General features: G+C 60.8%; 8 protein-coding genes. 3 read left to right on the forward strand and 5 right to left on the reverse strand.

Annotated features, from left to right (window positions below; all coding sequences use genetic code 11):
* Position 1: 1 nt before the first annotated feature.
* The gene (locus AC07OK_RS28970; RefSeq protein ID WP_494693514.1) at positions 2–1699 is read right to left on the reverse strand and encodes a tetratricopeptide repeat protein; all 1698 of its coding nucleotides are present in this window, start codon (positions 1697–1699) and stop codon (positions 2–4) included.
* 11 nt (positions 1700–1710) lie between these two features.
* Positions 1711–4047: a penicillin-binding protein 1A gene (locus AC07OK_RS28975; RefSeq protein ID WP_494693515.1), complete on the reverse strand. Its 2337-nt coding sequence runs from the start codon at positions 4045–4047 to the stop codon at positions 1711–1713.
* A gap of 175 nt (positions 4048–4222) precedes the next feature.
* Between AC07OK_RS28975 and glpD the strand changes: the two genes are divergently transcribed.
* The gene (gene glpD / locus AC07OK_RS28980) at positions 4223–5767 is read left to right on the forward strand and encodes a glycerol-3-phosphate dehydrogenase (protein WP_494693516.1); all 1545 of its coding nucleotides are present in this window, start codon (positions 4223–4225) and stop codon (positions 5765–5767) included.
* A gap of 60 nt (positions 5768–5827) precedes the next feature.
* Here glpD and AC07OK_RS28985 read toward each other — a convergent pair whose 3' ends face one another.
* A complete protein-coding gene (locus tag AC07OK_RS28985; RefSeq protein WP_494693517.1) occupies positions 5828–7327 on the reverse strand; it encodes a peptide MFS transporter in 1500 nt (499 codons plus the stop codon).
* Positions 7328–7594: 267 nt separating this feature from the next.
* On the opposite strand from AC07OK_RS28985, the gene ppnN reads away from it, so the two are divergent.
* The gene (ppnN, locus tag AC07OK_RS28990) at positions 7595–8965 is read left to right on the forward strand and encodes a nucleotide 5'-monophosphate nucleosidase PpnN (RefSeq protein ID WP_494693518.1); all 1371 of its coding nucleotides are present in this window, start codon (positions 7595–7597) and stop codon (positions 8963–8965) included.
* An 88-nt stretch (positions 8966–9053) separates the two neighbouring features.
* On the opposite strand, the gene AC07OK_RS28995 is transcribed toward ppnN, so the two are convergent.
* On the reverse strand, positions 9054–9977 hold the full coding sequence (locus AC07OK_RS28995) for a LysR family transcriptional regulator (RefSeq protein WP_494693519.1): 924 nt from the start codon (positions 9975–9977) through the stop codon (positions 9054–9056).
* Between the two features lie 164 nt (positions 9978–10141).
* On the opposite strand from AC07OK_RS28995, the gene AC07OK_RS29000 reads away from it, so the two are divergent.
* Positions 10142–10846 (forward strand): glutathione S-transferase family protein, encoded by a 705-nt coding sequence (locus AC07OK_RS29000; RefSeq protein WP_494693520.1) that lies wholly within the window; start codon positions 10142–10144, stop codon positions 10844–10846.
* A gap of 142 nt (positions 10847–10988) precedes the next feature.
* Here AC07OK_RS29000 and AC07OK_RS29005 read toward each other — a convergent pair whose 3' ends face one another.
* Positions 10989–11762: a substrate-binding periplasmic protein gene (locus tag AC07OK_RS29005; protein ID WP_494693521.1), complete on the reverse strand. Its 774-nt coding sequence runs from the start codon at positions 11760–11762 to the stop codon at positions 10989–10991.
* Between the last annotated feature and the right edge of the window lie 167 nt (positions 11763–11929).

The following is an 11929-nucleotide window of genomic DNA, read 5'->3' on the forward strand; positions in this document are numbered from 1 at the left end:
TTCAGGCGCCGCTGGCCGGCGCCGGCGGCTGTGCCTTGACCCATGCCACCAATTGCCGCATGGCGGGCGCCGGGTCGTGCGCGTAGCGCTGAATGATCGTCTGGTAAATCGCCTGGACTTCCGTGTCCATCCCGCGGGCCGCCAGTAGCTTGGCGCGCGTAACGCTGCTGTCGGCGACCATGTACCGTATTTGCTCTACGTTGTCGTGCGCGTAGCGCTGTTCAAGATCGGCATATGCCTGCATGGCTTGGTCCTCCCGGGCCAGGTAACCCCATAGCTGACCTTTTTTGAACACGCTGGAGGCGACATGCACGCGCAGCTTGGGGTCTTCATCCTGTCCGTAGCGCTGGTCTATTTCTGCAAAGACGGTAAGGGCCTGCTCCGCTTGTCCCAGCTTGAGCAGATTGGCGGTTTTGTTCAATAGATCCATGGCGACGATTTCGCGCAGTGCGGGCGAGGGATCGTCAACAAAGCGACGGTACAGATCATCGTTGGAAGCGATCGCCTCTGTGGCATGCTCCAGGTGAGAAAACAATAATCCGCGATTGAACAGTGTCCGTGCTAATTTTTTACGCACTGCCGGCGCCGGGTCGTCGCCGAATCGCCTGATTATTTCATCATAGACGGCGAGTCCTTCGGCAGTCTGGCCCACGGCCGTCAGCTTGCTGCCTTTGCCGATCAGGCCGCTCGCTATTGTTACCCGCAATCCGATGGCGGCCTGTGGGCCGGCATAGCGCGCAATGTCTTCCGAAGCGACTACCGCTTCATCGAATTTCCCCGCATTGACAAGCAACAGGCCCTGCTGGTGCAGCGCTTTTGCGACCAGCTCGCGTAAGGTCGCCGTTTCACTTGCGCTGAAACGCTGCGCGATTTCGCCCAAGGTGGCGATGGCGGCATCGATTTGCTGCAGTGCCTGCTGGCTGTACGCCTTTCTGAGCAGGCAGAATGCCACCAGTTCATTTTCCATTGTGGAGGCGTCATTCCAGTGGCGCTGGACTATCTGGTCGCAATGGGCGATCTGGGCCTCCGGCCGCGCCAAGGCCTCCAGGCGCAGGCTTTTGTTGTTGAGCACATTGCACAACAGTTTGCGGATCTCCAGCGAAGGATCCTGGCCGTAGCGCGCGGCGAATTCATCATAACTGGCCAATTCGTCTTCAAATTGGACCAGGCGCCCAAAGGCGACGGCCTTGTCCAGCAGGCAGGCCGCCACCAGGTGGCGTACCGCAGGGTAGGGTTCCCGGCCATAAAGCTGATCAAATTCGACCAGGACGGCGACTTCGTCGTTGAAGCGGCCCAGGTGCCTGAGCGTCTGGCATTTCCTCAGCAGGTTTTTTGCCGCCATTTCACCGAAGGGCGACGCTAGCGGAAAGCGCGCAAAGCGCCGCGCTATGTCGTCGAACATTGCCAATTGCTGGTCGAACCGCCCCAGGTTGCCCAGCAAGGCCTCCTTGTTACACAAGCTGCGGGCCACCACGTCAAGCAGGCGATGCTCCGCACTGTCGCCGAAGCGGCGTATCAGGTCGTCGTAGATGGATATTTCGTCATCGATCTTTCCTCCTTGTCCTAGCCTTACTGCCTGGCCAAACAAGTTTTGGGCAACCTGCAGATTCAACTCGGCGTCGGCCTGTCCCGGCGCAGCGTTTGAGCTGAACAGGGATCGCGCTGAGTCGCTTAATTTCTTCCAATGGCGTAGGGGCATGGTGTTTAAATTTAGTTGTTCGGTGGCGGAGGCGTGGTACCGGCAGGCTGCGGCGCCACGTTCTCCGCGCCCGGCGCCACGTCGTCCATGTCCAGCGTGTGGCGCGCGGCGTCGCCGGTGAACTCGTCGTACAGCCACTCGCCATCGACCTGCGTCAATCCGGCCGGTACCTGGCGATCCAGCGCAGGGCGGTTTTGCAACGCCACCTTCATGTAGTCGATCCAGATCGGCAGCGCCACGCTGGAGCCGAACTCCTTGCCGCCCAACGATTTCGAGTCGTCGTAACCCATCCACGATACCGCCACGATGCCGCCGCCGTAGCCGGCGAACCAGCCGTCGACCGCGTCGCTGGAGGTGCCGGTCTTGCCGGCCAGGTCAGGGCGGCCCAGGCGGGCCACGGCGGCGCCGGTGCCGGTGCGCGTGACCTGGCGCAGCATGCTGTCGGTGACGAAGGCGTTGCGCGGATCGATGACGCGGGCGTCGTCCGGCAACGTGGTGCGCGGCGTGGCTTCGGAAATGACCTTGCCGCTGCCGTCGACGATCTTGGCGATCAGATAGGGCTCGACCGTGTAACCGCCGTTGGCGAACACCGAGTACGCGCCCACCAGTTGCGCCGGCGTGACCGAGCCGGTGCCCAGCGCCATGGTCAGATTCTTCGGATGCTTGGCCAGGTCGAAGCCGAACTTGCCGAGGTAGTTGTGCGCGTAAGGCACCGTAATCGAGCGCAGGATGCGCACCGAGGCCACGTTCTTCGATTCGGCCAGCGCGGTGCGCATGGTGATCGGGCCGTCGAATTTATTGTCGTCGTTCTTAGGACTCCACGCTTCGTTGCCGGTTTCGGCGCCGGTCAGGTCCAGCGGCACGTCGTTGATCAGGGTCGCCGGCGAGAAGCCTTTTTCCAGCGCCGCCGAATACACGAACGGCTTGATCGAGGAACCCGGCTGGCGCCAGGCCTGCGTGACGTGGTTGAACTTCTGCAGGTTGTAGTCAAAGCCGCCGACCATGGCGTGATAGCCGCCGCTGACCGAGTCGATGGACACGAACGCCGCCGACACCTGCGGCACCTGCGTGATGCTCCAGCCGTTCTTCTCCTGCATGATGCGGATCACCGCGCCGGGGCGCAGGCGCACCGTGTCCTTGGCCTTGTCGGTCATGGCGCTGGCGGCCAGGCGCAGGCCGTCGCCGCTGATGGTGATCTCTTCGCCGAACGGGTTCTGCACCTTGACCGACTTGGCGCCGACTTCCAGCACCACGGCCGGGATCAGGCGGTCGCTGCCCGGGCGGCGCTGCAGCGTCTCTTCGATGACGTCGTCGCGCTCATCCTCGCCTGCCGGCAGCGTGACGAAGGCTTCCGGGCCGCGGTAGCCGTGGCGCTGGTCGTAGTTCAGCACATTGCGGCGCACCGATTCGTAGGCCGCGTTCTGGTCGGCCTTGAGGATGGTGGTGTAGACGCTGATGCCCTTGGTGTACGAGTCCTCCTTGAACTGGGCGTACACCACCTGGCGCGCCAGTTCGGCCACGTACTCGGCGTGGGTGTCGAACTCCTGGCCGCGATGGCTGACGTGCAGCGTTTCGTGCAGCGCCTTCTGGTACTGGTCTTCGGTGATGTAGTCCAGGTCCCGCATCGACTTGAGCACCACGCGCTGGCGTTGCTTGGCGCGCTTGGGGTTGACCGCCGGGTTGTGGCGGGCCGGGTTCTGCGGCAGGCCTGCCAGCATCGCCATCTCGGCGATGTCCAGGTTCTTCAGCGGCTTGCCGAAGTAGACCTGCGAGGCCGCGCCGAAGCCGAACGAGCGCTGGCCGAGGTAGATCTGGTTCATATACAGTTCGAGGATCTGCTCCTTGCTGAGCGCCGCCTCGATCTTAAACGCCAGCATGACCTCATTGAGTTTGCGGCCGTAGAATTTTTCGCGGGTGAGGAAGAAGTTACGCGCCACCTGCATCGTGATGGTGGAACCGCCCTGGCGCATGGCGCCGCCCAGGTTGGCGCGCGCGGCGCCCAGCGCGCGGCGCCAGTCGATGCCGTTATGCTCGTAGAAGCGCTTGTCCTCGATCGCCAGCACGGACTTCTTCATCATCTCCGGGATGTCCTTGATCGGCACGAAGTCGCGGTGCTCCTCGCCGAATTCGCCGATCAGGGCGTTGTCGGCGGTGTAGATGCGCAGCGGGATCTTGGGCCGGTAATCGGTGATGACCTCCAGCGACGGCAGGTTGGGCGCCACATACAGCAGCATGTAGGCCAGCAGCAGGCCGCCGGCGATCAGCGCGGCGACGCCGGCCACAATAAAGCCGCGGATGGCGTTGCGGCGGGTCAGCCATTTGGACAGGTTGATGGGGGAAGCAGTCAAGGCGTAGTCTCACGGTAGCAGCAGTAGGCGCGATTATAGACCAACAAAATTTGGGCACACTTAAACGAAAAGTGGCTTTTTATGCAAATATGGTCGCTCACCCCTATGACTATTGGTGATTTTGTCGTAACGTAACAGTTATCTGAATAATTTTCGCTTTACAACCGGGGAAGACATGGCGGAACCGCAGCACACTCTTGATTGCGACATCCTGATCGTAGGAGGCGGCATCAACGGCGCCGGCATCGCGCGCGACGCGGCGGGGCGGGGCTTGTCTGTGGTGCTGTGCGAAAAGGACGACCTGGCCTCGCACACCTCGTCGGCTTCCACCAAGCTGATCCACGGCGGCCTGCGCTATCTGGAGTATTACGAGTTCAACCTGGTGCGCAAGGCGCTGATCGAGCGCGAGGTGCTGCTGCGCGCCGCGCCGCACATCATGTGGCCGCTGCGCTTCGTGATGCCGCACGCGCCCGGCCAGCGCCCGGCGCTGATGATACGGGCCGGCTTGATGCTGTACGACCTGCTGGCCAAGCGCGAGCTGCTGCCGGCGTCGGCCGGCATCAACCTGCGCACGCATGCTGCGGGCAAGCCGCTCAAGCCCGAGTTCCAGCGCGGCTTTATCTATTCCGACGGCTGGGTGGACGACGCCAGGTTGGTGGTGCTGAACGCCATCGACGCCTGCGAAAAGGGCGCCACCATCCTGACCCAGACCGTGTGCAATGGCTTGACGCGCCAGGCGGACGGCTGGGCGGCGGATTTGCACAAGAGCGGTTGCGGCGATGTCCGTGTCAACGCGCGCTACGTGGTCAACGCGGCGGGGCCCTGGACCGCCAGCCTGCTGCATGCGACGCTGCCGAAAGAGGGCGGCGGCAACCTGCGCCTGATCAAAGGCAGCCATATCATCGTCAAGCGCATCTTCGAGCATGACAATGCCTATATCTTCCAGCACCCGGACGGCCGCATCGTGTTCGCGATTCCGTATGAGCGCGACTTCACGTTGATCGGCACCACGGACCTCGATTACCGCGGCGACGCCAACCAGGTCGCCATCAGCGAGGACGAGATCAGCTACCTGTGCGAGCTGGCCAGCCAGTACTTCGTCCAGCCCATAGCTCCGGCCGACGTGGTGTGGACCTATTCGGGCGTGCGGCCGCTGGTGGAAGACGGCGCCGACGCCAAGGCCGTCACGCGCGACTACCGGCTGGAGGTCGACAGCGACGGCCCGCCGATGCTGAGCGTCTTCGGCGGAAAGATCACCACCTTCCGCAAACTGGCGGAGGAGGCGGTCGACCTGATCGCCAAGTCGCTGGACAACCGCCACGGTGCCTGGACCCACAACGCCTGCCTGCCGGGCGGCGACCTGTTTGGCGCCGAGCCGCAGAACCGTTCGGTGTTGGAATTCGACACCTGGGTGCGCAACGTGCAAGGCCGCTACAGCTGGCTGCCGCCGCTGCTGGTGGCGCGCTACGCCCGCGCCTACGGCACCCGCATCCACACGCTGCTGGGCCAGAAGGAGGGCGTGGCCGCGATGGGCGAAGAGATCGCGCCGGGCCTGTACGCGGCGGAGGTGGAGTACCTGCGCCGCTACGAATGGGCACGCACCGCGCAGGACATCCTGTGGCGGCGCTCCAAGCTTGGCCTGCACCTGCCGCCGGACACCGGCGACCAGCTGCAAGCCTGGCTGGCGGCGCACCCGTTCCAGTACAAGCAAGCGGCATAAAAAAACCACCTGCACAGAGCGCGCTCTGGCAGGTGGTTTTTTGATTGCTGCGGAAAGCGCTTACTTCACGCCGTGCATCAGCTTCTGGATCAACGGTGCGATCAGGAACAGCAGCACGCCGGCGGCGGCCAGGGCGTAGAAGCCGTAGCTGTAGCCGACCAGCGCGGACGACACCGACATGCCGGTTTCGCCGCTGACCGCCGAAGCGAAGATGCCCGACAGGTTGTTGCCGATGCCGGTGGACAGGAACCAGCCACCCATGCCCAGGCCAACCAGGCGGGTAGGCGCCAGCTTGGTCACCATCGACAGGCCGATCGGCGACAGGCAGAGCTCACCGACCGATTGCAGCGTGTAGACCATGACCAGAGGCCAGAACGGGATCTTGTTGTCGGCATTGACCAGCATCGACAGCGCGAACATCAGCAGCGCGAAGGCGGCGCCATTGAACAGCAGGCCCAGGCCGAATTTACGCGGAATCGATGGATTCTTACTGCGCATGGCGACCCAGATGAAGGCGATGATCGGCGCGAAGCCGATGATGGCCAGCGAGTTAAAGATCTGGAACCAGGCCACAGGGAAGGTCCAGTTGAACATCTGGCGGTCGACGATCTTATCGGCCAGGAAGGTGAACGAGCTGCCTGCCTGTTCGAAGAACATCCAGAACATGATATTGAAGAAGAAGATCAGCAGCATGGCGATGACCTTGTCGCGGGCGACCTTGCCGTTCTTGATACCTTCGATCAGCAGCATCACCGACAGCAGGACGAACAGCGCGGACAGCACCATTTGCAGCTTGTTCGCGCCGGCGGCCAGCAGGAAGTACACCATCGGGATCACGCACAGCGAGCCAAGTACCACGTAGATCATGCGCTTCGGATCGGCGTTCGATGCGTCTGGCGCGCCGATGCCTTTCAGATTGCGGCGGCCAATGAAGAACCACACCAGGGAGATCAGCATGCCGACGCCGGCGGACATGAACACCACTTTGTAAGCAGGCATGCCGTTGGTGCCGAAGATGGTCGCAGCCAGCCACTCGGTCAGCACCGGTGCGACCAGCGCGCCGGAGTTGATACCCATGTAGAAGATGGTGAAGCCGGAATCGCGGCGGGTGTCGGCGGCGCCATACAGCTTGCCGACCATGGTCGAGATGTTCGGCTTGAACATGCCGTTGCCGACGATGATGGTGGCCAGGCCGAACTGGAACACCGTCTGGTCGGGGAAGGCGATCATGAACAAGCCGGCCGACATGAAGGTGGCGCCGATCAGGATCGAGCGCTGGTAGCCGAGCACGCGGTCGGCCACGTAGCCGCCGAACAGCGCGGCGGCATAGACCAGCGCCAGGTAGGAGCCGTAAATCAGGTTGGCAGGGGCCTCACCGGTGGCATCGCCGTTGTAGAACTGGGCGACGACGTAGAGCACCAGGGCCCAACGTATGCCGTAGAACGCGAAACGCTCCCAGAACTCGGTCATGAACAACATCCACAGCGGAGCGGGGTGACCCATGATCTGCTTGAATTCGGGAATAACGACTTCCGTATTGGTGGTGGTAGCACCGCTCATGCGGCTTCTCCTAATTTTGTGATCGATGAAAAGTGTCTCAGGTTCCCTTATGGGGAGCCAAATTGGGCGCCATTTTAATCTACAAATCGCTCGGGCCGTACATTTTGATGGTCGGCCTGCAAAGATATGTCTTTTGTGCTAATAAATATGCACAATCCTGCTATGGCAATCTCCACCCCAAAATGTGCCGGTTTGTCGTATATTGGCAGTGCAGGCTTACCTGTTATGCATCGAAATGCATCGAATTTGAATAAGGATTTTCGCATCATGGAACATGACGTTGTCGATACCCTGATTTCGCCCGAAGGCCAGTTGGAAGTGCTTTCGAAGGCGGAAGTAAACAAGCTGCTCGACACTAGCCAGGGCGGTCTCTATACCATCTTCCGCAATTGCGCACTGGCCGTGCTCAATTGCGGCAGCACTATCGACGATGGAAAGGAACTGCTGGAACGATACAAGTCATTTGAGATCAGCATTGTGCAGCGCGAGCGTGGCATCAAGCTCGATATCAAGGGAGCGCCGGCGATCGCCTTCGTCGACGGCAAAATGATCAAGGGCATCCACGAACACCTGTTCGCGGTGCTGCGCGATATTGTCTTCGTCAGCAACGAGGTGACGGACAATCCGAAGTTCGACATGGGCAGCACCGAAGGCATCACCGATTCGGTGTTCCACATCCTGCGCAACGCCGGGGTGCTCAAGCCTATGCTCAATCCCAACCTGGTGGTGTGCTGGGGCGGGCATTCGATCAACCGCGCCGAGTATAACTACTCGAAGGAGGTCGGCTATCAAATGGGCTTGCGCGACCTGGATATCTGCACCGGCTGCGGCCCCGGCGCGATGAAGGGTCCGATGAAGGGCGCCACCATCGGCCACGCCAAGCAGCGCCTGCACAAGGGGCGCTACCTTGGCATCTCGGAGCCGGGCATCATCGCGGCGGAGTCGCCGAATCCGATCGTCAATGAGCTGGTGATCATGCCGGATATCGAGAAGCGCCTGGAAGCGTTCGTGCGTTCGGGGCATGGCATCGTGGTGTTCCCTGGCGGCGCCGGGACGGCGGAGGAGATCCTTTATATATTGGGCATCCTGCTGCATCCTGATAATGCCGATATTCCGTTCCCGCTGGTGTTCACCGGACCGGAAACCTCGCGCGAGTACTTCGTGCAGATCAACCAGTTCATCCACGACACGCTGGGTCCCGAGGCGCAGCAGCGCTACAAGATCATCATCGACGATCCTGAACTGGTGGCGCGCGAGATGCAGGCGGGGATCAAGCAGGTGCGCGAGTTCCGCAAATCCCGCAGCGACGCCTACTACTTCAATTGGGGTCTGAAGATCGACCAGGAGTTCCAGCATCCGTTCGCGCCGACGCACGAGAACATGCGCAACCTGAGCCTGCACAAGAACCAGGAAGTGCATCTGCTGGCGGCCAATCTGCGCCGGGCGTTTTCGGGTGTGGTGGCGGGTAACGTCAAGGACGAGGGCATCCGCGCGATAGAGAAGTTCGGCCACTTTGAAATCCACGGCGACAAGGAGATCATGGGGCCGATGGACGAGCTGCTGGCATCCTTCGTGGCGCAGCACCGTATGAAGCTGGCGGGCAAGCAGTACACGCCTTGCTATCGCGTGATCCAGTAACACCAACCGGCGTCCGCGCGCAGCTGGTGCGGACGCCGGCCCATGTCGACCCTTTTCAGGAAGGTGCGGGTCTGGCGACGGAATGCCATTATTGAACCGGGGTTGAATGGAGGGTTGAACGCAAAAAATCCACAAATGCGCGTACCTTGGCTGATAGATGGCGGTTCTGGGGATACAGAATGGAAAATGGTCGCGAACGGCCGCCATGCTCTTGGAGCACTTCCACGAGGTCACCGCGCTTCACGGCGCTTGCGGCTGCGAAACGGTAGGTCTGGTAAAGACCACCACCTGCATTAACCCACGCAACACAGCCAAGTGCATCATTGAGTACGCGCATGCGGCTCCGTACCGGATAATCCAATTCTTCCCCATTCGCACCCTTGAACAACCAAGTCAGCGGCCGGCCCGTATTGGGGGATATGTATTGAATGCAATCGTGCGACTCCAGATCGGCAACAGCACGAGGCGTCCCCTTTTTCTTCAAGTATTCCGGCGTCGCGAAGACGCCTAAAGACGCGTCTTCCAGTTTGTATGCCACCAACCGTGAATCGCGCTGGATGCCGAGCCGTATCGCCACATCGAAGCCCTCTTCCACAAAGTCGATGATCTTGTCCGAGATACTGAGCTCAATCTCGATCTGCGGGTAAGCTTCAGTAAATCGAGGCATCAGAGGCAGCAAGCGATGCGTCCCATAAGCAGCACTGACGCTGACGCGCAGCAGCCCGCTCGGCACAGTCTGCGCGCCGGTAATCGCACGCTCAGCTTCAGCGATCTGCTCCAGCGCCACCTGGCATTCCTTCCAAAAGAGCTGGCCTTCGTTGGTGACCTTGATACTTCGCGTTGTGCGGGAAAACAGCCGTACACCCAGACGCCGCTCCAGCCTGCTGATCGATCTGCTGACGGCAGCAGGGGTAAGACCGAAGAACTCCGCCGTCGCAGTGAAGCTGCCCAACTCTGCCGCTTTGCAAAATTGCTCGATGCTACCGAGCTGCATGCTATCCACGCTGGCCATGGTCTATTCCAAAATGTAATAAATGAAGTGATTCTAACCCCATTTATCCGCAATGAACAAATCAATACACTTCAGTCATTGCTTGCGTAGCGACTAGTTGCAAGTAAGCCGGCGAGTACAACAAGGCTCGCCACATCGTCCGCTCTTACGAAAAGGAAATGACCATGAACACCAAACTCCGCCTCTTTACCTCGCCTTCAGCTTTCCCCAACCCGCAGCGCCTGCGCCTGTTCATGCACGAGAAAGGCATTGCCGATCAGTTCGAGGAGCAAATCTACGACATGAGCCCGGGCGGCGAACAGCGCCAATGGCCGCATCTGAAAATGAATCCGTGGGGTGAAACGCCCACTCTGCAGCTGGCCGACGGAAGTTTTATATCTGAAACCGCCGCCATCGCCCGCTATCTCGACCAAGCTTATCCCGGTCGGCGCATCATGGGCGAGGACCCGTTGCAGCAGGGGCTGGACAATATGTGGGATAACCGCGTCTGGGTGCATATTCTCTATCGCATCGTCACTGCGTTCCATGTCCTGCACCAGGGGCTGGGACCGAAACTGGAACTGACCAGCAATCACGCCTGGGGAGAGCATAGCCGCAAGGAGGCACTGGCACATGCAGCATTGGTCAACCAGCACCTGTCGGATGGACGCGACTGGCTCCTCGGTGGGGACGAGCCGACCTTCTCGGACATCACACTGGCAACCGCGATCGCTTTCTCCAAATTCCCGATCAATGCCACTCCGCTGGACGAGCGTTTCGAGCATTTGGATGCGTTCTGGCGCCGCTGGCAGCTGCGTCCGAGCTTCCAGGCGGCCTACGCTGACGGAAACAGCGGCATACCGGAACTGGATGCTTTGGCCAAGACGTAGGCCGAGGGAAAATAATCCATCGCTCCAAGTGAAGTGCAAGCACATCGTCATGACTGAGATGTGCGGCCCTAATCAAATGCTGTGAACAACAAAATGGCCGGGCAAACGGTGCGCCGGGGCGATCTCTCCCGTGCGCAGTGACTTACTTCGCGACCTGTTCGGCGCGCGGCGCATAGTTGTCGAAGCCGTAGCTGCCGTAGATGCGCTTGACCGTGCCGTCGCGGTACATGGCGCGCAGCAGCGTGTTGAGCCGGGCCACCTCGTTGCTGTCCAAGCCTTTGTTGCAGGCCAGGTACATTTCGTAATGGGCGAACGTCAGCACCGCTTCCAAGCCGGTGATGCCCATTTCCTCCATGATGTAGAGACCCGGCAGGCGTCCTTCCGACCACAATTGGATGCGCTGCATCTTCAGCTTGGGGGCGTTGGTGCGGTTGTAGGGAACCATGCTCAGATTCAGCTGGTTCGCGCGCAGCAGCGGCACCATGGCGTCGCCGATGATGGTGCCGACCGTGTAGGGCCGGGCGTCCTCCAGGCTGTTGAGATGGATATGGTCCTCGGCGCGGGCGTACATCACCCATTCGTTGCGGCCCACCGGGCCTACCCAGGCAAAGCTGGTTTCGCGTTCCGGTGTGCGCGCCATCGAGAACAGGCAGCTGTTGGCGTTCTTGGTGATCAGCGCCATGGCCCGCGCCCAAGGCATCAGCTTCGGAGTGACGATGGGTATGTCAGCCCGCCGCATCAGCTCCAGGATGATGTCGGTGGACAGTCCGGTGGCGGCGCCGGTCTTCGTGTCGGCCCAATTGAAGGGCGGGTATTCTTCGGTGTAAAGCGTGATGGTGTCGCTCGCCCGCGCAGCTGCGCACGCGACGAATAGCAGCGCTGCGTGCAGGTAGGGCAGCGTTTTGCGACAAGCCATGTCGCTTCCTTTCTTTGAAGTAGTGACTTCTTTGGAAGATTACTCGCTTTCCTGGGGCTGGTCGAGAATTACCGGGTGCGCCAGAGGGGTGGAGGGTGTAAATAATATTGTGTAAACGGTCATTTGGCAGGACACTGCCGCCATCAAGGAGATTTAATGACCGTTGT

Source organism: Duganella sp. GW821-FHT07G03 (genome assembly GCF_059418605.1).

Excerpts from the sequence above, each read along its gene's own strand:
- AC07OK_RS28970 (WP_494693514.1), bottom strand. The coding sequence starts at position 1,699 with ATGCCCCTACGCCATTGGAAGAAATTAAGCGACTCAGCGCGATCCCTG.
- glpD (WP_494693516.1), top strand. The coding sequence starts at position 4,223 with ATGGCGGAACCGCAGCACACTCTTGATTGCGACATCCTGATCGTAGGA.
- AC07OK_RS28985 (WP_494693517.1), bottom strand. The coding sequence starts at position 7,327 with ATGAGCGGTGCTACCACCACCAATACGGAAGTCGTTATTCCCGAATTC.
- ppnN (WP_494693518.1), top strand. The coding sequence starts at position 7,595 with ATGGAACATGACGTTGTCGATACCCTGATTTCGCCCGAAGGCCAGTTG.
- AC07OK_RS28995 (WP_494693519.1), bottom strand. The coding sequence starts at position 9,977 with ATGGCCAGCGTGGATAGCATGCAGCTCGGTAGCATCGAGCAATTTTGC.
- AC07OK_RS29000 (WP_494693520.1), top strand. The coding sequence starts at position 10,142 with ATGAACACCAAACTCCGCCTCTTTACCTCGCCTTCAGCTTTCCCCAAC.
- AC07OK_RS29005 (WP_494693521.1), bottom strand. The coding sequence starts at position 11,762 with ATGGCTTGTCGCAAAACGCTGCCCTACCTGCACGCAGCGCTGCTATTC.